The sequence below is a fragment of the Streptosporangium sp. NPDC049248 genome, from assembly GCF_040678965.1.
GTDB lineage: Bacteria > Actinomycetota > Actinomycetes > Streptosporangiales > Streptosporangiaceae > Streptosporangium > Streptosporangium fukuiense.
The window spans coordinates 670369-695827 of the sequence record NZ_JBFAQY010000001.1 but is presented as its reverse complement, the minus strand read 5'-3'; the positions used below and the strand labels follow the sequence as shown (position 1 = coordinate 695827).

Genomic DNA, 25459 nt, shown 5'->3' with positions numbered 1-25459 from the left:
GACCCGCGGGCCGCCCAGACCGCGCTGCTAGCGCTCTCCGCCGACGACACCAGGCTGGTCACCTTCCCGCGGGGGACCCGGGCGGACGGCTCACGCCTCGGCGTGCGGGAGGTTGACGGTGGCCGCCAGCGTGCGGATCGCGCGCAGCGCCACCGACAGGGTCGCGAGGTCGAAGTTGTCGCTCTCCCAGATCTCCGACAGGGTCTGCTTCGCCCGCGAGACCGCGGCCGAGTTGGCCTCGGCCCAGCGCGCCAGGCGCTCCTCGGGCGACAGCCCCGGCGCGCTGTGCACCAGGACGTTGTGGGTGAGCGTCGCGTGCGCGGCGTAGAGGTCGTCGCGGAGCGCGGCCCGCGCCATGGAGTTCCAGCGGCTGTCCCTGGGCAGCGCGATGACGCGCTCGCGCAGCCTGGAGAGCTGAAGCCGGTCGGCGAGGTCGAAGTAGACCTCGGCGACGTCGTGCACCGGCCTGTCGGTGCGTGCGGCCACCTCGACCAGGTCGAACGTGGAGTAGGCGGGCACCATCGCGGCGACGCGCTCGGCCAGCTCGGCGGGGACGCCCCGGAAGACGAAACCGTCGCGCCGCTCCTCGAACGCGGCCAGGTCGGCCCCGGTCAGCAGCTTGGGCAGGTGCGGCAGCAGGCCGTTCATGCCCTTGGCGAAGAAGTCGACCGTGGAGGCCAGGTCCAGCGGCGGACGCCGGTTGCCCAGCAGCCACCTGGTGCCCCGTTCGACGAGCTTGCGGGCCTCCAGCTCCATGGCGATCTGGGCGGAGGTGTCGACCTTGTTGTCCAGTTCCTCGATCTGGCGCCAGAGGGTGGGCAGGTCGAAGACCTCGCGCGTCACCAGGTAGGCGCGGGCGATGTCGGGAGTGGACGCGCCGCTCTCCTCACCGAGGCGGAACATGAAGGTGGTCCCGCTGGAGTTGACCAGGTCGTTCACCACACCGGTGGTGATGATCTCCCTCCGGAGCGGGTGGGTGTCCATGTAGGCGCGGACCTCCCCGTCGCGCAGCGCCGAGGGGAAGTAGGACACCAGCCAGGACGTCAGGTAGGGGTCGTCCGGCAGGTCGGAGGCGAGGATCTCGGCGTCGGTCACCAGCTTGGTGTAGGCCAGCAGCACCGAGAACTCCGGCGCGGTGAGCCCGATCCCGGCCTGGCGGCGCTCGGCGAGCGTCTTGTCCGACGGCAGGAACTCCAGCTCCCGGTTGAGCAGGCCGGCCCGCTCCAGCTTGCGCAGCTGGCGCGAGTGGATGTGCAGCATGTCGGTCGCCTGCTCGCGGGCGGCGGCCAGCACCACGTTCTGGTCGTAGTTGTCACGCAGGACCAGCTGGGCCACCTCGTTGGTCATGTCCAGGAAGAGCTGGTTGCGCCGCTTGTCGGTGAGTTCCCCCTCCCGGATCGCCCGGTCCAGAAGGATCTTGATGTTGACCTCGTGGTCGGAGGTGTCCACACCTGCGGAGTTGTCGATGAAGTCGGTGTTGATCAGCCCGCCGTTGAGCGCGAACTCTATCCGGGCGAGCTGGGTGAAGCCCAGGTTGCCGCCCTCGCCGATCACCCTGCAGCGCAGCTCGGCGGCGGTGACCCGCAGGCCGTCGTTGGCCTTGTCGCCGACGTCGGCGTTGGACTCGCTCGACGCCCTGACGTAGGTGCCGATGCCGCCGTTCCACAGCAGGTCGACCGGGGCCCGCAGGATGGCGCTGATCAGGTCGGCCGGGGCCAGCGACGTCACGTCGTCGTCGAGGCCGAGCACGGCGCGCATCTGCGCGGAGATCGGGATCGACTTTGCCGTACGGGGCCAGACGCCGCCTCCGGTGGAGATGAGCGAGTCGTCGTAGTCGGCCCATGAGCTGCGGGGCAGCGCGAACAGCCGGGCACGCTCGGCGTAGCTCCGGGCGACGTCCGGGTGGGGGTCGACGAAGACGTGCCGGTGGTCGAACGCCGCGACCAGCCGGATGTGCTGGGAGAGCAGCATGCCGTTGCCGAACACGTCGCCGGACATGTCGCCGATTCCGGCCACGGTGAAGTCGGTGTTCTGGACGTCGACACCGATCGTGCGGAAGTGGTACTTGACCGACTCCCAGGCGCCTCGGGCGGTGATGCCCATGGCCTTGTGGTCGTAGCCGATCGAGCCGCCGGAGGCGAAGGCGTCGCCCAGCCAGAAGCCGTACTCCTTGGACACGGCGTTGGCGATGTCGGAGAACGTCGCGGTGCCCTTGTCGGCGGCGACCACCAGGTAGGTGTCGTCCTCGTCGTGCCTGACCACGTCGACGGGCGGGACGACCTGACCGTCGACGAGGTTGTCCGTGAGGTCGAGCAGGCCGGAGATGAACATCCGGTAGCAGGCGATGCCCTCGTTCAGGGTCTCCTCCCGCGACCCCGACTTCGGCGGATTTTTGACGACAAAGCCACCCTTGGAGCCGGTGGGAACGATGACGGTGTTTTTCACCATCTGCGCCTTTACCAGCCCGAGCACTTCGGTGCGGAAGTCCTCCATCCGGTCCGACCAGCGCAACCCACCCCGCGCGACCTTGCCGAACCTCAGGTGAACGCCCTCGACCCGGGGCGAGTAGACGAACACCTCGAACTTCGGCCGGGGCAGCGGCAGCACGCTGATCGACGGCGAGTCCAGCTTCAGGCTGACGTACGGCTTGCGCTCGCCGTCGACCTGCTGGAAGTAGTTGGTCCGCAGGGTGGCCCCGATCATCTCCAGGTAGGCCCGCAGGATCCGGTCCTCGTCCAGGGAGGCCACGTCGTCCAGGGCCGCGAGGATCTCCTCGTGCAGCGCGGCGGCCAGGTCCGCGCGGACCTCCACCGGGCGCCGGGGGTTGAGCCTGGCCTCGAACAGGCGCACCAGCAACCGCGCGAGCCGCACGTTGCCCATCAGCACCCGCTCGATGTACTGCTGGCTGAACGTGGTACCCGCCTGGCGCAGGTACCTGGCGTAGACCCGCAGGATCTCGGCCTGCTCCCAGGTCAGGCCGGCGGTCAGGACCAGCCCGTTGAACCCGTCGCTCTCCACCCGCCCGGCCCACAGGGCGCCGAACGCGTCCTGGAAGAGCCGCTTGAACTCGTCCCTGTCCACCTCGGGCGAGGGCGTGTAGCGCAGGCCGAAATCGTAGATCCAGGCGTCCTTGGTCGCCGGGTCGTTGTCCCGGTCGATCTCGTACGGCCGCTCGTCGACCACCTCCACGCCCATCCGCTGGAGCAGCGGCAGCACCCTCGACAGGGAGACGGGCGCGCCGAGGCGGTAGAGCTTGAAGCGACGCTCTCCCTCCGCGGCGTCGTAGGGCTCGTAGAGGTTCATCCCGATCTCGTCGGAGGAGTTGGCCAGCGCCTCCAGGCGGCGCAGGTCGGCGACCGCCATCCGGGCGGGGAAGTCGGCCTTGTACCCCTCGGGGAACGCCGAGGCGTAGCGGCGGACGAGTCCGGGGGCCTCGTCCTCGGGACTCAGCTCGGTGATCGCGGTGGCCAGGTCGTCCTCCCAGGACCTGGTGGCGGCGGCCAGCCTCGCCTCCAGCTCCTCGACGTTCACCGCGTCGGCGTGCAGCGGCCTGCCGCGCTCGCCGCGCACGACCACGTGCAGCCGGGCGAGGGCCGACTCGCCGATCATCGCGCTGTAGTCGAAGGAGGTGCCGCCGAGCGCCCTGAGCAGGATGTCCTGCATCTTGACGCGGATCTTGGTGGTGTAGCGGTCGCGCGGAAGGTAGATCATGCACGAGACGTAGCGACCGTAGTCGTCGGGGCGGAGAAAGACCTTGACCTGCTTGCGCTCGCGGAGCCTGAGCACACCGAGCGCGATCGGCAGCAGCTGCTCCACCGAGGTCTGGAAGAGCTCGTCCCTGGGGAAGGTCTCCAGGATCTCGATGAGGTCCTTGCCGTCGTGGCTGTCCGCGGTCAGGCCGGCGAGCACGATCACCTCGGCCAGCTTGCGCCGGAGCACCGGGACGCGCGAGATCGACTCGCTGTAGGCCACGTGGGTGAAGAGGCCGAGGAAGCGCCGCTCACCGACGACCTCGCCCGAGGCGTCGAAGAGCTTGACGCCCACGTAGTCGAGGTAGGCGGGCCGGTGGACCGTGGCGCGGGTGTTGGCCTTGGTGATGATCAGCATCTGCTGTTTCTCGCGGGCCTTGGCGCGCAACTCGCGAGGGAGCGCGGCGAAGCTACCGGAGTCGGCACGGTCGCTGCGCAGGATGCCCAGCCCGGTCCCGGGCATCGGGTGCAGCCTGTCGCCCTTCTCGCCCTCCTCCAGGCGGTATTCGCGGTAGCCCAGGAAGGTGAAGTGCCCGTCGGCCAGCCAGCGCATCAGCTCCAGGCTGTCCTCCACCTCGGCGGGGTCGAGGGGCGGCGGGTTGGCCGAGATGTCCTCGGCGGTCCGCAGCGCGAGCGCGCGCATCTTGACGAAGTCCTCGACGGCGCCGCGCACGTCCTCCAGGACGCGCTGCAGCTCGGCCTCTATCGACCTGAGCACGGCGAGGTCGGTCTGCCTGTCGATCTCGAAGTGCATCCAGGACTCGGCGAGCATCTGCCCGGTGACGTCCTCCTGGCCGCGGCCGAGCAGCTTGCCGGTCATGTCCCTGCGCACCCGCATCTGCGGGTGGATGACCAGGTGGGTACCGATGTCGTGGCGGTCGAGCTCCATCGTCACCGAGTCGACGAGGAAGGGCATGTCATCGGTGACGATCTCCACAATGGAGAACCCGGGGTCCCAGCCGTGCTCCTCCAGGCTCGGCGTGTAGGCCCGGACCAGGGCTCGGCCCTGGGGGCGCTCCCTGGCGAGCTGCCGCTGGGCGATGGCCGGGCCGTACAGATCGACCGGGTTCCGGCTCAGCAGGTCCTCCGGGGCGACATGCCGGTAGTAGAGCCGCAGAAAGGCGAGCGCCTCCTCCACGCTCACATGGTCGCTGCCAGGTGTGTGCGCGCACGTCTCGGCGGCACTCCTCAGCAGCTCGTCCTTGGCCTCGTCGAGCGGCATGTCGCTCTCACTCCTTTGTGAGGGATTTTGCACATTTTGATGAGGAATCATGTTGAAACTCATGATTCCCGCCAGGGAGAAAGTGATGTCTCCACACCCGAGTTCCGGTGCTCGGCGCCCTCTTCGGGCCGCCCGTTCCCGGTCACGCTCCTCGTTCGGAGAACCGGGGCGCGGAACGCCCGCCACATGGTGGCCGTCTCGTCACGGGTGGGTGGGGTTCCGGCCAGTCGCCTCGGCTCGTCATGTGAGCCGAGATCTCTCACCGTCGCCCGCGGAGAACGAAAGGTCTCCGAGTCGGAGACGACGGACTCTCCCCGGGAGATGGCGGTAGGGCAATCATTCCACAGGGTCGCCTCGGCGAGGCTACGGCGCAGCCGGGCGAGTCGGGTCTCGCTCCCTGCACCTCGCCCGGCGGGCGGGGCCGTCCGGCCCGCACTCCGCCCATCGGGCTTGGCCCGTGGCACGACACCTCCAGTGGCCCTTTCCCCGATCCTCGTTGACCGGGGCACACCACCGTTACTGATATCACCCGAAAACCGGCCAAACGTCAATGTGACATTCGGCCGTCGTCCCTGGAGTTGGAGCGGTCCCGCCGGAGCCCGTCGAGAAATCCGGGAACCTCGCTCAGTTCCCGGAGCTCGATCTGGCACTCCTCGCACGTCATGAGGTGACGTTGGAACGCCTCATGGTCCTCTTCGTCGAGCACCCCGAGGGCGTACGCCGCCACGTCATGATGCGGGGAGGGGAACATCAGCTCGCGACACCTCTCTCCTTCAGGACCTTTCGGAGAGCCCGGATCCCGTAGTAGAGCCGGGACTTGACCGTACCCGGCGGTATCCCGAGGATCTCCGCCGCCTCGTTAATCGTACGGTCCCGTAGGTAAGTCTGCTCGATGACTTCGCGGTGTTCTGGGGACAGTTCTCGCAACGCCTCGGCGACGATCATCGCCTCCAGCGCGCGATCGGCTCCGTCGGGAACCGGCACGGCGTTCGCGTCGGCGGGTTCGACCTCCTGTGGTCTGGTCCCTCGCCTGCGACGACCGTCGATGACGATACGGCGGGCGACGGTGAGGAGCCAGGCCCACAGCAGACCCGGCTCTCGTTGCAACCTCCCTGCGTTGCGCCAGGCTCGGACGAGCGTCTCCTGGACGACGTCCTCCGCCCATTGCAGGTCGTTGCCGGTGGCTTTGCGCACATGACGGAGCAAGGGGACACCGAACTCCCGGTACAGGTCCTCTACCAGGACGACATCGGTGTCCGTGCTCTCGAACCGACTGTCGAGTTGACGACGCACGGGCACATCTTTACACCTTCGTTATCAGTCACGTCTGCAACTCCTACAACTCCAGTCATTTCTGACTATCCGCTCACTTCCTGTGAACCACCCCGGGCGGCACCGCGTACCTCCCACCAAGTGCGCCCGCACCGGCGGGCCTCGGGGAAAGGAAACGACATGGCAGTGCGGCACATCCCGTGGCCGGTCGGAACCGCCCTCCTCCCGGCGCACCCGGTCCCCCTCGGGCCGGGCGGCACGTTCGCCGTCGCACCGGACGCCGAGAGGCCCCTGTCGAAGGCCGGTATCTGAGAGCGGAACCGGGCCATGTCCAGATCACTGTTCCGCCGCTTCAAGAACGGCGAACCCCTGCTGTTCGTGGTCTTCATCGCGGTCGCCGCGGTGGCGGTCGTCCTGATCACCCCACCCGGCGGCACCGCGTCCCTGGCCACCGAGGGCTGGACCCAGACCCCGCAGGGGCCCCTGGGGCCGGCCGACCGCGATCTGCTGGTCAAGGTCCGTCTGGCCGGGCTCTGGGAGATCCCCAGCGGCCAGCAGGCCCAGCAGCGGGCCGCGAGCAAGCGGGTGAAGGAGGTCGGCATGCACCTGATGACCGACCACCTCAAGCTCGACGAGGAGGTCCGCGCCCTCGCCGCCAAGCTGAACGTGCCGCTGCCCAGCCGGCCCAACACCGACCAGCAGTCCTGGATGGCGCAACTGGCGGCGGTGAACGCCGGCGCCGAGTACGACCTGCTGTTCACCCGGCTGCTGCGGCAGGCCCACGGCAAGGTCTTCACGGTGGTCGCCGCGGTGCGCGCGGGCACCCGCAACGACCTGGTCCGGCCATTCGCCCAGCGGGCGGTGGAGGTGGTCATGAAGCACATGACCCTGCTGGAGAGCACGGGGCTGGTCGACTACTCGACCCTGCCGGAGCCTCCCGCCCCCTCGCCGCCGCCCGTCACAGCCGCTCTCGACACACCTGTGAGGAGAGAACACGCATGAAACACATGAAACGCCCGCTCGTCTCTCTGTCGGCGCTGGCGCTCGCCGCCGGCACGCTCACCACCGTCACGTTCACGGTGGCGCGCCCGGCCCCCGCCTACGCCGACCACTGCGACCCCGCCGAACAGGGCCGGAACCAGCGGCAGAACCAGGAGCCCCCGACGGACGCCCCTGCCGAGAGTCCTCCGGCACAGGACCAGCCCGCCCAGGACCAGCCCGCTCAGGACCAGCCCGCTCAGGAGCAACCGGCACAGGACCAACCCGCGCAAGACCAGCCGGCGCAGAACCCGCCCGCCCAGGACCGGCCCGCCCAGGACCAGCCCGCCCAGGACCAGGCCGCCGACGCGCCCCCCGCGGCCGGAAGCCTCGTCCAGGCGGCTCCCACACAGCCGCCGACCGCCCCCGAGGAGTCCGCCGACCAGCAGGCCGCCCAGAACAGCACCGACTCCTCCCGCCGCAGGCAGCCCACGCAGGCCCCCAGTCAGGCGCCCACTCAGGCGACCACCGATGCCCCGCCGGCCGACACGCCCACGGACGCTCCCCCCGGCCAGACGCCCGCTCCCCCGCAGGACGAGCAGGAGTGCGCCGACCTCGGGCCGTTCTCCGAGGACTTCATAGACATCCGGCAGGTCCAGCGGAACTTCCAGGACGTCAGGACACGGCGCGGCGGCTCGGGCGGCACCTTCACCTCCCGGTGCGGCAGGAACGAGAACGGCCACCGCAACCCGGACAACTTCATCGTGGCCCCGGGGGTGAGCAACGGCGCCCACCACATCCACGACTACGTCGGGAACCTGTCGACCGACGCCTTCAGCACCGACCAGTCCCTGGCCGCGGCGGGCACCACGTGCGCGCTCGGCGACCGCTCGACCTACTTCTGGCCGGTCCTGCGCGACCGCACGTCCGACGCCAACGCCCAGGACCCGGACGGCAACGTCGGCACCATCCTGCGGGCCCGCCAGGTGAGCCTGCAGTTCCGCGGCAACCCGGTGGCCAGGGTGACCGCCATGCCGCGCTTCATCAGGATGATCACCGGTGACGCCAAGGCCGCCACGAACGGCGGTGCGAACGCCCTGGCCAAGTGGACCTGCACCGGGTTCACCAACCGGATCACCACCAAGTACCCGCTCTGCCCCCAGGGCAGCCTGCTCGTGCGGATCCTGGACTTCCCCAGTTGCTGGGACGGCCAGAACACCGACAGCGCCAACCACCGCACGCACGTGCTGTTCCCCGACGCGGGCGGCGCCTGCCCGTCCGATACCAGGCCGATCCCGCAGCTGCGGATGACCCTGGTCTACTCCACCCCGCGCACGGCCTCCTTCGCGCTGGACGCCTTCCCCGAGCAGCGCCACAACCCCGTCACCGACCACGCCGACTTCGCGAACGTGATGCCCGACCGGCTCATGAGGTTCGCCGTCGACTGCATCAACCGAGGGCGTCGCTGCTGACGTCGCCGCTGAGGGCGTCCCCCGGAGCCGCCGCTCCCCGTCTCCGCGCCTCTTCCACCCCCCGCGGAGGCCGGGGAGCGGCATCTCGCAGTACCCGAGTCCATCCCCCTCGCACGCAGACGTCGTCGAGCCGCTTCGCAGACAGGAGCAACAGGTGGGTAACAGACGGACTCCGCGACACACCCGCTCGGAGGCCGGGACAAGTCTCGACCGAAGACCCGCCAGGATCGGTCTCGGTGCCACGATCACGGTCTCCGTGGTCGGCCTGCTCATGCTCGGGCGGACCGCGCCCGGCATGGAGATGGCCGCGACCGTCCGCGGGGTCTTCTCGTTCTTCGGGGGCGTGATCGCCCTCGTGTCGTTCACCGCGACCGTGGCACTCGGCCTGCTGTCGGCCGACCGGATCGTGCTGCCCGTCCTGGGCCGGATCCGCTCCCAGTTCGCGCACCGGGCCACCGCCATGATCGGTATGGGCTTCCTGGGCATCCACGTCACCATGAAGATCATCGAAAGCAGGACCTCTCCCGCCTCCGCCGTGGTCCCGCTGGCCACCGGCGGCCAGGGGCTGTACGTCGGTTTCGGCGCCATCGCCTTCGACCTGATGATCCTCGTCTTCCTCACCGGGGTCGCCCGGGCCAGGTTCGCGGAGAACAGCAGGCCGTGGCTCTGGCGGCTGCTGCACGGCTCCGCCTACCTGGCGTGGCCGCTGGCGGTCCTGCACGGGCTGACCGCGGGCCGCCGTCCCGCCGAGTGGGTGACCTGGAGCTACGTGATCTGCCTGGTCGCGGTGGGCGCCGCCCTGCTGATCAGGGTGATCTCCGAGCTGCAGCCCGAGCAGGTCCCGGTGCGCGAGGAGGCGACCGTGGAGGTGCCCGCCGCCGCGGAGCTGACCCCGCCCACGAGCATCGTCGGCCGCATCCCGCGCCAGGTGCGCGAGAACCCACCGGAGCTTCGCCGCATCGGAGGCGTCGGATGATCCCCTACCGCGTTCCCCCGGTCCGGCAGCTGGGGCCGGCCCGGCTGACCGCCGGGCTGGAGGACTGCCGCAGGATGGACCTCGCGGCCCACCGCGACATGCACGGCACGGCGCCCGGCATGTCCGGCGAGGAGCTGGCGGCGCTGGCCGACGAGGTGGACATGCGCGGGCGGGGCGGGGCCGCCTTCCCCTTCGCCCGCAAGGTCCGCGCGGTGATGGACAAGAAGCCGGAGAAGATCGTCCTGGTCAACGCGGCCGAGGGCGAGCCGGCCAGCAGCAAGGACACGATGCTGCTCACCAGGACCCCCCACCTGGTCATCGAGGGCGCGCTGCTCGCGGCGGGCGCGATCGGCGCCAAGCAGGTCGTGATCGCGACGGTCGAGGGCGGCATGGGCCAGACCTCCGTCACCACCGCGGTCGAGGAGCGGGGCATCGGCGACCAGGTCCGGGTGGCCGGCATCGTCGAACGGTTCATCTCCGGTGAGGGCGGCGCCCTGGTCAGGTCGGTGAACGGGCAGATCGGAGAGCCGCCGGGCCGCAAGGTCAGGGCCGTCGAGAGCGGGGTGAACGGGCTGCCCACCCTGCTGTCCAACGCCGAGACCTACGCCCAGCTCGCGGTCCTCGCGACCCTGGGCGCCGAGCGATACGCCGACGTCGGCACGGCGCGCGAGCCCGGCACCGTGCTGCTCACCGTGGGAGGTTCGGCCAAGGCCCCGGCCGTCGTCGAGGTCGCGACCGGCACGCCGCTCTACGCCGTGCTGGACGCCTGCCAGGCCTCCACCGGCGACGGCGTGCTGGTCGGCGGCTACCACGGCGGATGGCTCCACCCGGACGCCGCGGCCGTGGCGACCGTCTCCCGGCAGGGCATCTCCGAGGCGGGCGGCCGGCTCGGCGCCGGGATCATCGTGCCGCTCGGCGGGGAGACCTGCCCGCTGGGCGAGACGGTCAGGGTGGCGCGATACCTGGCCGACCAGTCGTCGGGGCAGTGCGGCCCGTGCCGTCTCGGCCTCCCGGACGTCGCGCGGTCGATGGCCGAGTTCATGGGCGGCTCCGCCGCCGCCCTGGACGAACTGCGCGCCAGGGCGGCGAGCGTCAAGGGCAGGGGCGCGTGCTTCCACCCCGACGGTACGGCCGGGTTCGTGCTGTCGGCGCTGGAAGCCTTCCCCGACGACATCGAGGAACACCTCCTGCACGGCACCTGCGGGCGCCCGGTGCACGGCGTGCTCCCCCTTCCCCCGCAGGAGAACGAGCCCGAGGTGAGGTTGACCGTGGACTGGACCCGCTGCCAGGGCCACGGCCTGTGCGCCCGGCTCGCCCCCGACCTCGTCCGGCTCGACGAGCACGGCTACCCGGTGTTCGGCCGCGACACCGTACCCGCCCAGTTCCGGCGGATGGCCCGCAGGGCCGTCGAGATGTGCCCCGCCCTCGCACTGCGCGTGGTGCGGGGGACCTGACCCCGTCGAGACCCGTCGCGCGAAGGGTGATGTGAATGTGACCAACCAGGTGATGGGTGCGGTCGTCCTATCGGGTAGTCGACACGGAACCTCGGGGAGAACGCATGCGGACCGCTCCTGACAGGCGGGCATTCCTTCGTACCGGCGGCCTGGCCGCTCTGGCACTGGGCGCTCAGGGCGCACCCGCCCTGGGCGCCACCGCCGGCATGACCGGCCGGGATACCACGGGCGCCGTGAGCGGCCCGCGGCCCGCCGACTGGCGGGCCCTGGCCGACGGGCTGGCCGGCAAGGTCATCCGGCCCGGCGACGCCTCGTACGACAGCGCACGACGGCTGTTCAACCCCACCTTCGACGCGGTGCGGCCCGCGGGCGTGGCCTACTGCGCCAACCCCTCCGACGTCGCCGAGTGCGTCGGCTTCGCACGCCGGCTGAACGTGCCGCTGGCCGTGCGGTCCGGCGGGCACTCCTACGCGGGCTGGTCCACCGGGACCGGCCTGGTCCTGGACGTGTCCCGGATGAGCAAGGTGAGCCACGCCGCCGGGCGGGCGAGGGTCGGGGCGGGCGCCAAGCTGATCGACGTCTACGACAGGCTCGCCGCGAGCGGGGTCAGCATCCCCGCCGGGACCTGCGCCACGGTCGGGGTGAGCGGGCTGGCCCTGGGCGGCGGTATCGGCGTGGTCTCCAGGAAGTACGGCCTGACCTGCGACGTGATGGAGTCCGTCCAGCTCGTCACGGCCGATGGACAGTTGCTGACCTGCGACGCGAACCGCAACGCCGACCTGTACTGGGCCTCACGGGGTGGCGGCGGGGGCAACCTCGGCGTGGCGGTCTCCTTCGAGTTCCGGACCCACCCGGCCCGCGAGGTCACGGTGTTCTTCCTGCACTGGCCGTGGTCGAAGGCGGTCAGGGCGCTGCGCGCCTGGCAGGCGTGGGGCCCCTCGGCCCCGGACGCCCTGTGGTCGGGCATGCACCTCAGCCGCGACGGCGGGACGGACGTGCAGGTCGTCGGGCTCTACCTCGGCGGCAGGGCCGACTGCGAGCGGCTGCTCGACCGGCTGGCCGACGCGGCCGGGTCGCCCTCGTCGAGCTACGTCCGGCAGACCTCCTACCGCCAGGCCATGCTGACCATGGCGGGTTGCGGCTCGCTCTCGGTCGCCCAGTGCCACCTGGGCGGGTCCCTGCCGGGGCAGACCAGGGGCGGACGGCTGTCCAGGGACACCTTCACCGCCAAGTCGCACATGGCCTACCGCCCGCTCTCCGAGGCCGGGGCCGGGGCCCTGGTCGCCCAGGTCGCCCGCCCCGGCAACCACACCGTGCTGCTGGACGCCCTCGGCGGCGCCGTCGCCCGGGTCCGCCCCGACGCCACCGCCTTCCCGCACCGGACCGCCCTCTACAGCGTGCAGTACTACGCCCACCGCGCCGGAGCGGCCACCTGGGCCAGGACCGCGCACGCGGCGATGCGACCCCACTTCGGCGACCACGCCTACGTCAACTACACGGACCCCGAGCTCGGCGGCTGGCGCACGGCCTACTACGGGGCGAACGCCACCAGGCTCGCCCAGATCAAGGCCGCCCGCGACCCGGGCCGCCTGTTCCGGCTCCCCCAGGGAATCTGACCCCGGGACCGCCCGGACCACCGGCTGATCGGCGGGTCCCGCCCCGAGACATCGTCCTCCCGGGCCGGATACGGTGTGGCGACCGGCTCGGGAGGCACAGTGGCGGCAGCGGCGCGCATCGCGTGGTCATGGTGTGCCCTGACCCTGGTGCTGACCGTGCTCGCCGTCGTCCTGACCATCCTCAACGGGACGAATCCGCTCGTCCTGTCCCACCTGCTGTTCGTGGCGGCCTGCGCGCTGGCGGGCTGCCTCATCGGTTCGCGCCGCCCCGAGCACGGGGTGGGCCGGCTGTTGACGGTGAGCGCGTTCTGCTTCGCGCTCATGGAGTTCTCCGGGCAGTACGCGATCCTCGGCCTCGTCACCCGCCCCGGGCTGCCACTGGCCGAAGCCCTGGCCTGGCCGCAGACCTGGCTCTGGGTGCCGGCGAACCTGTCGGCCTGTCTTATCCCGCTGTTCTTCCCCGACGGGCGACTGTCCTCATCGGGAGCGCGCCGCCTGGTGATCGGCGCCACCGCCGTGGGAGCGATGGCCGTGGTGGCCGGCGCGCTCCGGCCCGGCGAGAGCAGTCAGGTCACCGCGGGCAGCGGCGTGGTCAACCCGCTTGGAGTGGCCGGCCTCGCGGACACGGCGCCGGTGATGGAGACGGCGACGACCGCCCTGTTCGCCGTGGTTTTCGCCGTGGGCGCGCTGGACCTGAGCGCGCGTGCTCTCCGGAGCGGCGGCCGGAAGCGCCGCCAGATCGCCTGGCTGGTCTATGTGATCGGCATCGAGGTGGTGCTCGTCTCGGCCAGGTTGGCGGCCGGGCTGACCGACGACCTCCCCGGCTCCATCTGGCCCGCGACCAACACCCTGTGGGAGCTGGCCGGCGGGGCGGGCATGACCCTCCTGCCGGTCGCCATCTGCGTCGCGATCCTGCGCCACCGGCTCTTCGACATCGACCTGGTGATCAACCGGACGCTGGTCTACGCGCTGCTGTCCGGGTGCGTGACCGGCGGGTACGTGGTCGTGGTCGGCTACCTCGGCGCGCTCTTCCCCGCCGGGGACCTGCCGATCTCGATCCTGGCCGCCGGGCTCGTGGCCCTCGCCTTCGCACCGCTGCGGGAACGGCTGCAGGGCTGGGTCAACCTGCTGACCTACGGGGAGCGTGACGACCCGTACGCGGTGCTCACCCGCCTGGGCCGCAGGCTGGAGAGCACCGCCGAGCCGGGCACCGTGCTGCCGGGGGTCGCCCGGTCGGTCACCGAGGCACTGCGCCTGCCGTACGCGGCGGTCGAGACGGCCGAGGGCGCACGGTACGCGTCCGGCACGCCCGGCGGGGAGCTCCTGCGGCTGCCGCTGACGTACAACGGCGAGCGGGCCGGCGACCTCATCCTGTCGCCCCGGCCGGGAGAGAGCGGATTCGGCCCCCGTGACCTGCGCGTCCTCGCCGACCTGGCCAGGCAGATCGCGGTGGCCGTGCACGCCGTACGGCTCTCCGCCGACCTGCGACGCTCGCGGGAGCGGCTGGTGATGGCCCGCGAGGAGGAGAGGCGCAGGCTGAGGCGCGACCTGCACGACGGGCTCGGACCCACGCTGGCCGCGCTGACCATGCGTGCCGAGGCCGTGCACGACCTGGTCGAGGACGAGCACGCGCGGCGGCTGCTGGCCGAGATCGTCTCCGACGCCGAGGCCGCGGTGGCCGACGTGCGGACCCTGGTGGACGGCCTGCGCCCACCCGCGCTGGACTCCCTGGGGCTGCTCGGCGCGCTCCGCGCCCACACGGTCCGGCAGCCGTCCGGCCTGCGCGTGGCCCTGCGCGCCCCGGACGACCTGCCGCCGCTGCCGGCCGCCACCGAGGTCGCCGCCTACCGGATCGCGTCCGAGGCGCTGGCCAACGTGCGCAGGCACGCCGGAGCGACCCGCGCCGAGCTGCGGATCGAGGTGTCGGACGGCACCCTGAGGCTGGAGGTCTCCGACGACGGCCGGGGGATACGCCAGGAGGTGCCCGTCCCCGGCGGTCCCGCGGGGCCGGGCCGGGTGGGGGTCGGGCTGGCGTCGATGCGGGAGCGTGCCGTGGAGTTGGGCGGATCATGCGTGTTCGAGGAGCCTCCGGGAGGCGGGACCCTGGTCAGGGTCGCGCTGCCGGCGGCCGAGGAAGGAGACAGCGGTGATCCGGGTCCTGCTGGTTGACGACCATCCGGGTTTTCGCGCGGGGCTGCGGACCCTGCTGGCGACGGCCGAGGGGATCGAGGTCGCCGACGAGGCGGCCAGCGGCGAGCAGGCGCTGGCCCTGGTCGGGCGGGCGCAGCCCGACGTGGTCCTGATGGACCTGGCGATGCCGGGGATGGGCGGGGTCGCGGCCACCGAGCGGCTCACCCACGACCACCCGCACATCCGGGTGGTCGTGCTCAGCATGTCGGACGACGACGACTCGGTGTTCGCGGCCATGCGGGCCGGCGCCAAGGGCTACGTTCTCAAGGGCGCCAGGAAGGCGGAGATCGTCCGGTCCGTGCAGGCGGTGGCCGAGGGCGAGGCCATCTTCGGCCCGGCCATCGCCACCCGGCTGGTGAGCTATTTCGGCGAGCAGGGGCGCGAGCAGGGGCGGGAGGAGGCGCTGCCCGAGCTGACCAGACGGGAGCGGGAGATCCTCGGCCTGGTCGCCGAGCATCTGACGAACCCGCAGATCGCCGCCAGGCTCGGGCTGAGCCAGAAGACCGTGCGCAATCACGTGTCGGCCGTCTTCACCAAGCTCCAGGTGGCGGACCGGGCACAGGCGATCATGCGCGCGCGGGAAGCGGGGCTGTGACCTCCCCACCGGCCTTCCCGCCCCACTCGGCGTCCGGCATCCGCAGCACGCGCAGCGCGATCCAGCCGTACGCGGCCAGGTGGAACAGGGCGCCCGTCGCCTGCACGGCCGGCGCCTGGTCGACGGCCAGGAAGGGGACCAGCGTTCCCGCGAACGCGGCGACCGGCACCCACCAGGGGGCGATCCTGACCACGGCCAGCGCGATGAGCAGGGTGAACAGCCCGACGTGGGCGAGGAAGGCGGGCAGCAGCATGCCGAACAGGAATCCCCACAGCTCACCGGCCCGCGCCGTGACCATCTCCGCCTGCGCGTCGGGCAGCGTCTGGGCCAGGGCCAGGTCGTAGAAGTCGGTGGTGAAGAGCGTCAGCGCGTGCCCGGAGCCGATCAGGCCGATCGCGGCCCCCACGTTGCTCGTCCTCGGGGCGCGGCTGCGCAGCAGGTGGGCCAGGGCGAAGGTCACCGGGATGAGGGCGAGCGCGGCCCACAGGTAGAGAAGCGCGCTGACCTGCACCGTCGTCGCGTTCTCACGGAAGATCGCGGGGGCGTGGCTTTTTCCCGGCGGCGAGGTGAGGAAGGCGAGGAACTCCAGCAGCGGCCAGACGAGCAGGGCGATTCCGGCGACGATCCGGCGGAACGAATCAGGATTTTTCATCACCTGGACAGCGAACCCGGATCCCGTCCCAGGCCGCCTGGGCCGATGCCCCCGGTTCCCGGGAGAAATGTCCCCGGAGCCCGGGACCACCCCGCCGCGGCCCCGGGACGCACTCGAAACGCAGCCAGGAGCGCGCCTCGGGCGCGCCACGGCGGCCTCCGCGGTTCGGACGGCCCGGAAAGGGCCGGTCCCCGAAAAGCCGGTGCCCGAGGAGACCGTGCCCGGTGACGTGACGTGACGGGGCTTGGCACGGCGGTCAGCGCCGGGCGGTGTCGGCCTCCGGAACGAAGTGGGGAAGGACCTCGGGGTTGGCCATGGCGTCGAGGTTGGCGGCCTTCTCCGGGGGAACGCCGAGCAGGATCTTGCGGATCGGGACCTCCAGCTTCTTGCCACTGAGCGTGCGGGGAATGCCGGGAACCTCGATGATCTCGTTCGGCACATGGCGTGGGGAGAGCCTCTCCCTGAGCTCCCGGCGCAGGCGCATGATCAGGGCGTCCTGCAGCGTCTCCCCCTCGACCAGGGTGACGTACAGCAGCAGGCGGCCCTCCTGCCCGAGCTGGCCGGTGTCGATCACCAGACTGTCGGCGATCTCCTCGAAACCCTCCACCACGCGGTAGAACTCGCTGGTGCCCATCCGCACCCCGCCCCGGTTCAGTGTCGAGTCGGAGCGGCCGTAGATCACCGAACCCCCGTCAGGAAGGATCTTGATCCAGTCGCCGTGCCGCCAGACCCCGGGGTACTCGGAGAAGTAGCTGTCGCGGTAGCGCGACCCGTCCGGGTCGTTCCAGAACATCACCGGCATCGACGGCATCGGCAGGGTCACCACTAGCTCGCCGACCTCGCCGATCACCGGCCTGCCCGACGGATCGAAGGACTCCACCTTCGCCCCCAGGCAGCGACAGGGGATCACACCCGCCCGGACCGGGAGCAGCGGGACCGCGCCGACGAAGCCGGTGCACACGTCGGTGCCCCCGGAGAACGAACCGAGCTGCACGTCCGGCAGCGCGTCGTGCACCCAGCCGAACCCCTCGGGCGGCAGCGGCGAGCCGGTGGACCCGAGCCCCCGCAGCCGGTCGAGGCCCGACGGCTTGAGGCCGGCCTTCATGGACGCGATCACGTACGGAGCACCCGTACCGAAGTAGGTGACCCCCTCCTCGGCGGCCAGCCGCCAGAGCGCGTCAGTCTGAGGATAGGTCGCCGCCCCGTCGTAGAGCACCACGGTCGAGCCGACCAGCAGGCCGCCGACGAGGTAGTTCCACATCATCCAGCCGGTGGTGGTGTACCAGAAGAAGACGTCGTCCTCGCCCAGATCCTGGTGGAAGGAGATCGCCTTGAGGTGTTCGAGCACCACACCGCCGTGGCCGTGCACGATCGGCTTGGGCAGCCCGGTGGTGCCCGAGGAGTAGACGATCCAGAGCGGATGCCCGAACGGCACCGGCTCGAAGTCGAGCGGCCCCGCGACGGAGCGCAGCTCCGCCCAGCTCACCGTACGGACCCCGATCCCGGGCACCGGAGCGTCCGCCGCGGTCTCCCGCGCGGCCGCCGCGCCGGAGCCGTCGGGGGTGTCCGCGCCCCGCACGTCCTCGGCCGAGATCCGGACCCGCGCCACCAGCGTCGGCAGCCTGGCCGCGATGTCGTCGACGACCGCGCCTCGGTCGAAGTTCCTGCCGTTGTAGTCGTAGCCGTCGACCGCGATGAGCACCTTCGGCTCGATCTGGGTGAAACGGTCGATCACGCTGGACGCCCCGAAGTCGGGCGAGCAGGAGGACCAGACGGCTCCCAGGGAGGCGGTCGCCAGGAAGGCGATCAGCGCCTCGGGAACGTTCGACACGTAGGCCGCGACCCGGTCGCCCCGTCCGACCCCCAGTGCCACCAGGCCCGCGCGGACCCGCGCCACCTCCTCGGCCAGCTCGCCCCTGGTGAACGTCCGCCGCCCGCCCACCTCGTCGCGGGCGACCACCGCGAGCCGCCCGGGGTCGGAGACGGCCCCGCGCAGCGCGTTGGCCGCGTAGTTCACCGTCGACCCGGCGAACCATTCCGTGCCGGGCATCTCCCCCGATATGACCGGCCCGTCACCGCGCTCCCCCGCGACCCCGAAGTAGTCCCAGATCGACGTCCAGAACTCGGCCGGGGCGTCAACCGACCACTGCCACAGGGACTCGTAGTCACCGGCCCGGCCCAGCCACTCCGCATAACGGGTGACCTTCGCGTTCCTCACAACCTCCGGGGAGGGCTCCCAGAGCAGCGCACCTTCCTCAACCATGGCCCTATCCTCTCGGCGCCCCAGCCGAATGTCATCCCCGAGGTTCACATATCGCCCCGGCACACCGTGTGGGCCGACCACACACGCCCTCGCCGGCACCTCTGGGAAATCCGTCACCACCAGCGCCGATATCCATTCGGATATCGATCTCACCATGTCCCAAATATTGGACATAAGGGACAACTCTCTGGTCTTCTCTGTCCCCGACGAGGAAGGGCGACCACTGCCATGAGGCTGAGACATCTGATCACCGCGACCACGCTGGTGCTGGTGACCGCGAGCGCGGGCACTGTATGGGCACTGCGCACCGAGGGCTCGCCCGAGGAGACCGCGGAGATGTTCCTGACCGCGTGGGGCCGGCAGGACTACACGGCGATGCGTGCGCTGACCGTCAAGCCGCCGGACGACTTCGAGCGCTGGTACCGGCGTTTCCGCACCGACCTGAAGCTGACGGGGGCCACCTTCAGGGTGCGGGGAGACGCCCGGGACGGCGAGCCGGTCACCGTCGGGTTCCGCGCGGCGCTGGAGGGGCCCGTGGACTGGGCCTACGAGGGGTCGCTGAAGCTGGTCGAGCACGAGCGCACCTGGCGGGTGAAGTGGAGCCCGGCCGCCGTCCACCCCAGGCTCGGAACGGGCCTGCGGATCAAGACCGCGCTGGTCAAGGCCGAGCGGGCGCCGATCCTCGCCGCCGACGGCACCCGGATCGACACCCCTGCCACGCCAGGCTCGGTGCAGCAGCTCGTCGAGGGACTCACCCAGACGTACGCCTCCCGCCTCACCGGCACCGCGTCCGCGCGGGTCGATCTGGTGAAGGGCACTCAGAAGGTCGCCACGCTCGCCACCGCCACCGCCAAGGCGGGCCGGGAACTGCGCACCACCATCGACCTGGACGTCCACCGCGCCGCCGCCTCGGCCCTGGAGGCGGTGGACAAGCCGGCCTCACTGGTCGTGCTCCGGCCGTCGACCGGCGAGATCCTCGCCGTGGTCAACAAGCCGGGCGGATTCAACCGGGCGCTGCTGGGCCACTACCCGCCGGGTTCGACCTTCAAAGTGATCACCGCCTCGGCCCTGGTCGCCGACGGTATGACCGCGGACGAGCGGGTGAGCTGCCCGGCCGAGCAGAACATCGGCGGCTTCGCCTTCCACAACGCCGGATTCAAGGACTACGGCACGCTCCCGTTCAGCACGGCGTTCGCGCACTCGTGCAACACCACGTTCGGCGCGCTCACCGTGGACCGGCTCGGCGGGCAGCGGCTCGCCGCCCTCGCCGGGAGCTTCGGGTTCGGTGCCCCCGTCCAACCCGGCGTGCCCGCGGTACGGGCCGAGTTCCCCGCGCCCAAGGACGACACCGACCTCGCATCGGCCTCGATCGGCCAGGGCCGGGTGCTGGCGAGCCCGCTCAACATGGCCACGGTCGCCGCGGCGATCGCCGACGGCTCCTGGCGTCCGCCCCGCCTGGTGGCGGCCTCCCTGCTGCCCGAGGCCGAGCCCCGGAAACTGGAACCCGAGATCCTGCGGGCACTGCGCACGCTGATGCCCGCGGTGGTGGTGGAGGGCACCGCGAGCGCGGTCTCCTTCCCCTCCGGCACGGCGGGCAAGACCGGGACGGCGGAGTTCGGCTCGGGCAAGGAACCGCCGTCGCACGCCTGGTTCATCGGCTACCGGGGAGACCTGGCCTTCTCCATCGTGGTGGAGGGCGGCGGCGCCGGCTCCACGGTGGCCGCCCCCATCGCGAGCCGCTTCCTGACCGGCCTCCCCCAGCGATGACCCACACCGGCGGACCGCTGATGGTTGATCACCATCTTGCCGAGGTGGCTGACCGGGAATGCGGGAATCGGCTGCCGACGGCCCATCGCGCTGTCGGGTTCATGCCGCCCGCCCGCTTGGCGGGAGTCAGCGGCCTGCGGGGAAGTGGCCGGCGTGGCGGGCCGGGGAGGTGAGGCCGGCGACGGCGGCCACCACCTCCGAGGGGTTGGCGAGGTCGGGCAGGACCGCGTCCGCCCCGGCCTCGCGCAGCTCGGCCGCCAGGGAGCGCCCGGAGGCGACGCCGATCATCGCGGCCCCGGCGATCCTGGCGGCCTGGACGTCCCTGGCCGAGTCGCCGATCAGCACGGTGTTGCTCCCGTCGAAGATCGCCCCGTACTTCTGCTTGGCCCGGCCCTGCGCGACCTGCAGGAGGGTGGCCTTGGGATAGACCTCCTCGCCATAGCCGCCGATCTCGAAGTCGACGTGTTCGTCGAGGCCGAACGCGGTCAGCTTGTGCACGGCGTTGCTCTTGATCGTGCCGGTGAGTACCGACTGGATCACGCCGTCGAGCTTTGCCACCGCCTTCAGCGCGTCGCGGGCCCCGGGCATCATCCGGCCGTCCTTGGCCAGGCGCCTGCGCCTGGTCCCGAAGGATTCGGCCAGCGCGTCGAGGAACCTGGGGAGGTGGTCGTCCCCGGCGACGATCCCGTTGATGGCGAGCATCTCGAAGACGATCTCAGAGTCCGGGCGCCCGTTGGGCTGGGTCAGCTTGACCAGGGGCCTGCCGGTGACAGCGCGGAAGGCCTCCGCGTATGCCTCGCGGGTGACGATGGACACGTCGACCAGGGTGAGGTCGATGTTCCAGAGAACGAGGCGGTTGATCGGAGCCTCCCGGAATGGGTGCGGATGCCCAGAGTACGACCCGAGGCGGATGGCGACCGCCTCCAATGCCGAAAACGTTAGTTTTGGGGGGGTTGCCCTGCGACGGTGACCCGTTCGCCACGCCGACCGGGGAAACCCCGCCGTTCCCTCGACCATTTTTCGGATGGCGGCCTGCGCAGGGCCTGGGGGCAGAGCCTGAGGGCAGGGCCTAGGCGTGGTCGAGGGCGTTCGCGAGGGTGTCGACGACCGGGACGCCGCAGGACATCAGGTCGGCGCGGCTGGTCATACCACCGGTGTAGAGGACCGCGTGCGCGCCGACGTGCTGGGCGGCGTGCGCGTCGTCCAGGCTGTCGCCGATCACGAGGACATCGGCCGGGTCGATGCCGAGCGCGGCCAGGTGGGCCACCATCGACTCGGCCTTGTGCCCGCCGGGGGCGTTGCGCAGGCCGTCGATCCGGCTGAAGTGGTGGTCGATGCCGAATTCCGAGATCTTGGGAACCAGCCGGTCATGCGCCCACATGGACAGCAGCGACTGCCTGCCTCCCGCGTTCCCCCAGCTTTCCAGGGTGGAGAGCGCGTCGTCGGCCAGCCCGCATTCCAGCATCAGCCGGTGGTAGTTGTCATGGAAGCCCAGGTCGAGCATCTCCCACTCGCCCTCGTGGAGGGCACGGCCGAGCATGCGCTCGTAGGCGGCCCAGATCGGGCGCGTGTAGACGGCACGGAAACGGTCCACGTCGTAGGAGCCCAGCCCGTACGGCTCGAACACCGCGTTCGTCGCACCGACGACGGCGTCGATGTCGTGGAAGAGCGTGCCGTTCCAATCCCAAACGATGTGTCTCATATCGCCTCCCAGGATAGCGAAAACCCGTGCTGGAGCGGCGCCACCACAGGATGGCCGGCCCGCTCTCCGGACTCCGGACGCGAGAGGGTCAGCCGACCAGGTCGGGAATCTCCTGGGTGGCGTACCAGAGGAGCTCGTTGGCCTCGACACCGTCCACGGTGAACCTGGCGTCGTCGTCGCCCCGGTCGGCCGCGGGCAGCGCCGCGACGGCGGCCTCGACGTCCTTCACCGCCGACAGGTCGTCCACATGGACGGCGGCGATCCGCGCCAGCGGGACCGCCGCGGCGAGTCGCACCCGGGCTCGCTCGTCCAGGTCCGCGCTCACGCTCACGTCACCCTCCGGTACGTCGACGGCGACGACCACCCGCCGCGCGACGACCTCCACCCCGTCCGCGCGGTCGGCGGCCAGCATTCGCAGGGAGTCTCTGGCCGCCTCGGTCAGTGCGACGTACTCCAGTTCCTCGGTGTCACCCGAGACGTACCACTCGATCAACGCGGGTGTCACCGCGTAGCCGGTCAGCGGGGCCGGGCCGAGCTCCCCCACGGTGGCCACGCGGGCCAGCGCCGGGAGCGTACACGGCAGGTAGACGCGCATCCATGCCTCGATCTATCTCTTAAGACATCGGCGCCGGTTCGGCGCCGGTTCACGCATCGAGTGTGCCAGTACCGGCGACCCGCGGTGGTACCGCCCGCGCGGAGTGACCGATCCGCTCCGGACCGGACGGGCCTCAGCGCAGCGAGACCCGCAACAGGGTCTCCAACTCGCCGATGGTCACCTCAGGGTCGCGGTGGTGCACGCCGACGATGCCGAGTCGCCGGGCGGCCTCGATGTTGGCCTCGATGTCGTCGACGAACACGCACTGCTCACCGGCCAGGCCGATCCTGCCGAGCGCGTGCTCGAAGATCCTCTGCTCCGGTTTGCGCATGCCGATCTCTCCCGAGATGACGACCTCGTCGAAGACGTCGTCCCAGCCCTCGCGGGGATACTCGTTCGCCCAGGAGTTGGAGAGCAGGCAGGTGCGCAGCCCGGCCGCACGGGCCACCCGGAGCATCTCGTACATCGGCTCGACCCGGTGGAAGCGGGAGAACATCCTGTCCAGCAGCCCCTCGGCGACCGGCGGCACGCCGTCCGTGGTGACCAGCCGGGCGGCCAGGTGGCGTTCGAAGTCCAGCCCGGAGATCTCCCCCCGCTCCAGAGCGTGGATCACGTTCTCGCTGTTCTCCAGGCCCTCGTACGCGTGGACGATCAGCTCGCGCATCACCTGCCGGTAGTGGTCCGCGTCGAGCCTCTCGGCGACGATCCACTCCGCGACCGCCTCGGAAAGACCGACGGTGAGCACGCCACCCCAGTCGATCAGCACGCCCTTGAGCATCTGTCCTCCTTAGTGGAACGGGTTCCAGGTTAAGTGTGGCCGGTGAACGATCGGAGAAGGGGTGGTGCCAAACTTGCCGCCATGGACTTCGCGCTCAGCGACAAGGCTCAGGAATACCTCGCCAATCTGACCGATTTCATGGCAACCCACGTATACCCGGCGGAGCCGGTCTACCATGCGTGGCGCCAGGCCAAGGGCTACGACAACCACGAACTACCGCCGGTGGTGGAGGAACTCAAGTCCGAGGCGCGCTCGCGCGGCCTCTGGAACCTGTTCCTGCCCGATGAGTCGAACATGTCGGTGCTCGACTACGCCACTCTGGCCGAGGTCACCGGCCGTTCCATCGACCTCGCGCCCGAGGCACTGAACTGCGCGGCCCCCGACACCGGGAACATGGAGGTCCTGCACATGTTCGGCTCGCCCGAGCAGCGGGACCGGTGGCTCAAGCCCCTGCTCTCCGGGGAGATCCGCTCGGCGTTCGCGATGACCGAGCCCGCCGTGGCCTCAAGCGACGCGACCAACATCGCCACCTCCATCCGGCTCGACGGCTCCGAGTACGTGATCAATGGCCGCAAGTGGTTCATCACCGGGGTCGCCGACCCGCGCTGCGAGATCCTGATCGTGATGGGCAAGACCGATCCGGACGCCCCCCCGCACCGCCAGCAGTCGATGATCCTGGTCCCGATGGACACGCCGGGCGTGGAGATCGTCCGTCACCTGCCGCTCTTCGGCTACCAGGAGCAGCACGGCCACTCCGAGATCCTCTTCACGGACGTCCGGGTGCCCGCCTCGAACCTGATCGCGGAGGAGGGTGACGGCTTCCGCATCGCCCAGGCCCGTCTCGGCCCCGGTCGCATCCACCACTGCATGCGTGCCATCGGCATGGCCGAGCGCGCCCTGGAGCTGATGTGCACCCGCGCCGCCAACCGGGTGGCCTTCGGCCAGACGCTTGCCCAGCAGGGCGTGGTACAGCAGCAGATCGCCGAGTCACGGCTGGCCATCGAGCAGGCCAGACTGCTCACCCTGAAGGCCGCCTGGATGATCGACACGGTCGGCGTGAAGGCGGCCGCCTCGGAGATCTCCGCGATCAAGGTCGTCGCTCCGAGGATGGCGTGCGAGGTCATCGACCGCGCCATCCAGGTCCACGGCGGCATGGGTCTCGCCGACGACGTCCCGCTCGCCACGATGTACGCCCAGGCCCGCGCGATGCGCATATTCGACGGCCCGGACGAGGTTCACATCCGCACCGTGGCCCGTCGCGAGCTCAAGCCGTACCTCTCCTAGACGCCCCGGAACAGGGCGCATACGGTCCACTGGATCGGAGATTCCTCCCCCAATATCCGATTCAAAGGCCGGTACGAGTTTCACGGCCCCAATTCGAGGAAGATTACGGACATGGCACTCAGGCCATATAACTGCACGTAGAAGGCGTGATCGGCCTCCTGCGGGCTCCATTTGCACCTTCCCTCGGTTCCCATGAGGAGGGATCATGGCAGTAGCTCAGGCGAGCCGGTCACGCGCCCATACGGCGCAAAAGCCGACCACACCCACCGCGTCCACCACGCACACACCGTCAGGCCGGAAGCAGGACAACCCCTCACTGAAGTTGAACCTGCCAATGATGACCGTGCAGTTCCGGCCGCCGCATGTTCACATGCCACACGTCAGCCGGCAGGAAGCGGGCCAAGCCGTCGACGCCGCCAGGTCCTTCCTCCCGCCGCCTGAGCGCATCGTCTACTACGGAGGGCTCGGCGCCCTGGCCGTGGCGGGATTGATCGAGTGGCCGGTGGCGGCCGCCATCGGGGTCGGAACGATGATCGCTCAGCGTGCCCGCGGGAGGGGCCGGGCCCCGGTCTCCGCGCCCCGGACTCCGACGCCCACCTCACGAGCCGCGGGCACCACCAAACCCGCCGCCCGGACCTCGGCCTCCACCGCGCGGGCCGCCAAACCCGCGGCACGGGCCACCAAACCCGCGGCACGGGCCACCAGGCCCGCGACACGAGCCGTGGGCACCACCACCAGGCCCACGTCACGCGCCGCGGCCACCACCTCGCGGACCACGAAACCCACCTCACGCGCCGCAGGCACGACATCGCGGACCGCCAAGACCACATCACGCGCCACCAGGCCCGCGACACGCGCCGCAGGCACCACCTCGCGGGCGACGACATCCCGGAC

20 protein-coding genes are annotated in these 25459 nt (G+C 70.8%); 10 read left to right on the top strand and 10 right to left on the bottom strand.

Annotated elements, in window-relative coordinates; translation table 11 throughout:
* Positions 1–90: 90 nt before the first annotated feature.
* From AB0K21_RS03180 to AB0K21_RS03170, 3 genes are all read right to left on the bottom strand, one after another.
* Positions 91–4971, bottom strand: coding sequence for an NAD-glutamate dehydrogenase (locus tag AB0K21_RS03180; protein WP_364147390.1), 4881 nt, complete (start codon positions 4969–4971; stop codon positions 91–93).
* A gap of 547 nt (positions 4972–5518) precedes the next feature.
* The gene (locus AB0K21_RS03175; RefSeq protein WP_364147387.1) at positions 5519–5722 is read right to left on the bottom strand and encodes a zf-HC2 domain-containing protein; all 204 of its coding nucleotides are present in this window, start codon (positions 5720–5722) and stop codon (positions 5519–5521) included.
* Positions 5722–6264 carry a sigma-70 family RNA polymerase sigma factor gene (locus tag AB0K21_RS03170; RefSeq protein ID WP_343979112.1) on the bottom strand — a complete coding sequence of 181 codons (543 nt, stop codon included), beginning with the start codon at positions 6262–6264 and terminating at the stop codon, positions 5722–5724. Before AB0K21_RS03170 ends, AB0K21_RS03175 begins: the two co-directional genes overlap by 1 nt.
* Before the next feature lie 159 nt (positions 6265–6423).
* Here AB0K21_RS03170 and AB0K21_RS03165 point away from each other — a divergent pair, with 159 nt between their 5' ends.
* The 8 genes from AB0K21_RS03165 to AB0K21_RS03130 all read left to right on the top strand — a co-directional run bounded on the left by AB0K21_RS03165 (position 6424) and on the right by AB0K21_RS03130 (position 15524).
* Positions 6424–6555 (top strand): hypothetical protein, encoded by a 132-nt coding sequence (locus tag AB0K21_RS03165; protein ID WP_343979050.1) that lies wholly within the window; start codon positions 6424–6426, stop codon positions 6553–6555.
* A 15-nt stretch (positions 6556–6570) separates the two neighbouring features.
* The gene (locus tag AB0K21_RS03160; protein ID WP_364147384.1) at positions 6571–7245 is read left to right on the top strand and encodes a DUF4142 domain-containing protein; all 675 of its coding nucleotides are present in this window, start codon (positions 6571–6573) and stop codon (positions 7243–7245) included.
* Complete coding sequence (locus AB0K21_RS03155; protein ID WP_364147381.1) at positions 7242–8693, top strand: DUF1996 domain-containing protein; 1452 nt, start codon at positions 7242–7244, stop codon at positions 8691–8693. The genes AB0K21_RS03160 and AB0K21_RS03155 overlap by 4 nt, the downstream gene beginning before the upstream one ends.
* A gap of 154 nt (positions 8694–8847) precedes the next feature.
* Positions 8848–9669 (top strand): hypothetical protein, encoded by an 822-nt coding sequence (locus tag AB0K21_RS03150; protein WP_364147379.1) that lies wholly within the window; start codon positions 8848–8850, stop codon positions 9667–9669.
* Positions 9666–11123 carry an NADH-ubiquinone oxidoreductase-F iron-sulfur binding region domain-containing protein gene (locus AB0K21_RS03145; RefSeq protein WP_364147378.1) on the top strand — a complete coding sequence of 486 codons (1458 nt, stop codon included), beginning with the start codon at positions 9666–9668 and terminating at the stop codon, positions 11121–11123. The genes AB0K21_RS03150 and AB0K21_RS03145 overlap by 4 nt, the downstream gene beginning before the upstream one ends.
* A gap of 104 nt (positions 11124–11227) precedes the next feature.
* Positions 11228–12739, top strand: a complete 1512-nt coding sequence (locus tag AB0K21_RS03140; RefSeq protein WP_343979035.1) for an FAD-binding oxidoreductase — start codon at positions 11228–11230, stop codon at positions 12737–12739.
* Between the two features lie 99 nt (positions 12740–12838).
* A complete protein-coding gene (locus AB0K21_RS03135) occupies positions 12839–14908 on the top strand; it encodes a sensor histidine kinase (protein WP_364147375.1) in 2070 nt (689 codons plus the stop codon).
* Positions 14886–15524 (top strand): response regulator transcription factor, encoded by a 639-nt coding sequence (locus tag AB0K21_RS03130; protein ID WP_343979029.1) that lies wholly within the window; start codon positions 14886–14888, stop codon positions 15522–15524. Before AB0K21_RS03135 ends, AB0K21_RS03130 begins: the two co-directional genes overlap by 23 nt.
* Here the strand turns inward: AB0K21_RS03130 and AB0K21_RS03125 are convergent.
* Both AB0K21_RS03125 and AB0K21_RS03120 read right to left on the bottom strand, forming a co-directional pair.
* The gene (locus tag AB0K21_RS03125) at positions 15496–16176 is read right to left on the bottom strand and encodes a hypothetical protein (protein WP_343979026.1); all 681 of its coding nucleotides are present in this window, start codon (positions 16174–16176) and stop codon (positions 15496–15498) included. The two genes, AB0K21_RS03130 and AB0K21_RS03125, sit on opposite strands and share 29 nt — an antisense overlap.
* Positions 16177–16432: 256 nt before the next feature.
* The gene (locus AB0K21_RS03120) at positions 16433–18439 is read right to left on the bottom strand and encodes an acetoacetate--CoA ligase (RefSeq protein ID WP_343979023.1); all 2007 of its coding nucleotides are present in this window, start codon (positions 18437–18439) and stop codon (positions 16433–16435) included.
* Between the two features lie 228 nt (positions 18440–18667).
* Here AB0K21_RS03120 and AB0K21_RS03115 point away from each other — a divergent pair, with 228 nt between their 5' ends.
* Positions 18668–20206 carry a penicillin-binding transpeptidase domain-containing protein gene (locus AB0K21_RS03115; protein ID WP_364147372.1) on the top strand — a complete coding sequence of 513 codons (1539 nt, stop codon included), beginning with the start codon at positions 18668–18670 and terminating at the stop codon, positions 20204–20206.
* A 126-nt stretch (positions 20207–20332) separates the two neighbouring features.
* On the opposite strand, the gene AB0K21_RS03110 is transcribed toward AB0K21_RS03115, so the two are convergent.
* The 4 genes from AB0K21_RS03110 to AB0K21_RS03095 all read right to left on the bottom strand — a co-directional run bounded on the left by AB0K21_RS03110 (position 20333) and on the right by AB0K21_RS03095 (position 23281).
* Positions 20333–21067, bottom strand: a complete 735-nt coding sequence (locus AB0K21_RS03110) for a haloacid dehalogenase-like hydrolase (protein WP_364147612.1) — start codon at positions 21065–21067, stop codon at positions 20333–20335.
* A gap of 208 nt (positions 21068–21275) precedes the next feature.
* On the bottom strand, positions 21276–21908 hold the full coding sequence (locus AB0K21_RS03105; RefSeq protein ID WP_343979017.1) for an HAD family hydrolase: 633 nt from the start codon (positions 21906–21908) through the stop codon (positions 21276–21278).
* Positions 21909–21996: 88 nt separating this feature from the next.
* On the bottom strand, positions 21997–22503 hold the full coding sequence (locus AB0K21_RS03100; RefSeq protein ID WP_343979014.1) for a hypothetical protein: 507 nt from the start codon (positions 22501–22503) through the stop codon (positions 21997–21999).
* Between the two features lie 133 nt (positions 22504–22636).
* The gene (locus AB0K21_RS03095; protein WP_343979011.1) at positions 22637–23281 is read right to left on the bottom strand and encodes an HAD family phosphatase; all 645 of its coding nucleotides are present in this window, start codon (positions 23279–23281) and stop codon (positions 22637–22639) included.
* An 81-nt stretch (positions 23282–23362) separates the two neighbouring features.
* Between AB0K21_RS03095 and AB0K21_RS03090 the strand changes: the two genes are divergently transcribed.
* Positions 23363–24565 (top strand): acyl-CoA dehydrogenase family protein, encoded by a 1203-nt coding sequence (locus AB0K21_RS03090; RefSeq protein WP_343979008.1) that lies wholly within the window; start codon positions 23363–23365, stop codon positions 24563–24565.
* Between the two features lie 537 nt (positions 24566–25102).
* On the opposite strand, the gene AB0K21_RS03085 is transcribed toward AB0K21_RS03090, so the two are convergent.
* Positions 25103–25459, bottom strand: a 357-nt coding sequence (locus AB0K21_RS03085) for a hypothetical protein (RefSeq protein ID WP_364147369.1), incomplete at its 5' end; no start/stop codon positions are given.

Excerpts from the sequence above, each read along its gene's own strand:
- AB0K21_RS03180 (WP_364147390.1), bottom strand. The coding sequence starts at position 4,971 with ATGCCGCTCGACGAGGCCAAGGACGAGCTGCTGAGGAGTGCCGCCGAG.
- AB0K21_RS03175 (WP_364147387.1), bottom strand. The coding sequence starts at position 5,722 with ATGTTCCCCTCCCCGCATCATGACGTGGCGGCGTACGCCCTCGGGGTG.
- AB0K21_RS03165 (WP_343979050.1), top strand. The coding sequence starts at position 6,424 with ATGGCAGTGCGGCACATCCCGTGGCCGGTCGGAACCGCCCTCCTCCCG.
- AB0K21_RS03160 (WP_364147384.1), top strand. The coding sequence starts at position 6,571 with ATGTCCAGATCACTGTTCCGCCGCTTCAAGAACGGCGAACCCCTGCTG.
- AB0K21_RS03155 (WP_364147381.1), top strand. The coding sequence starts at position 7,242 with ATGAAACACATGAAACGCCCGCTCGTCTCTCTGTCGGCGCTGGCGCTC.
- AB0K21_RS03145 (WP_364147378.1), top strand. The coding sequence starts at position 9,666 with ATGATCCCCTACCGCGTTCCCCCGGTCCGGCAGCTGGGGCCGGCCCGG.
- AB0K21_RS03140 (WP_343979035.1), top strand. The coding sequence starts at position 11,228 with ATGCGGACCGCTCCTGACAGGCGGGCATTCCTTCGTACCGGCGGCCTG.
- AB0K21_RS03125 (WP_343979026.1), bottom strand. The coding sequence starts at position 16,176 with ATGAAAAATCCTGATTCGTTCCGCCGGATCGTCGCCGGAATCGCCCTG.
- AB0K21_RS03120 (WP_343979023.1), bottom strand. The coding sequence starts at position 18,439 with ATGGTTGAGGAAGGTGCGCTGCTCTGGGAGCCCTCCCCGGAGGTTGTG.
- AB0K21_RS03115 (WP_364147372.1), top strand. The coding sequence starts at position 18,668 with ATGAGGCTGAGACATCTGATCACCGCGACCACGCTGGTGCTGGTGACC.
- AB0K21_RS03105 (WP_343979017.1), bottom strand. The coding sequence starts at position 21,908 with ATGAGACACATCGTTTGGGATTGGAACGGCACGCTCTTCCACGACATC.
- AB0K21_RS03100 (WP_343979014.1), bottom strand. The coding sequence starts at position 22,503 with ATGCGCGTCTACCTGCCGTGTACGCTCCCGGCGCTGGCCCGCGTGGCC.
- AB0K21_RS03095 (WP_343979011.1), bottom strand. The coding sequence starts at position 23,281 with ATGCTCAAGGGCGTGCTGATCGACTGGGGTGGCGTGCTCACCGTCGGT.
- AB0K21_RS03090 (WP_343979008.1), top strand. The coding sequence starts at position 23,363 with ATGGACTTCGCGCTCAGCGACAAGGCTCAGGAATACCTCGCCAATCTG.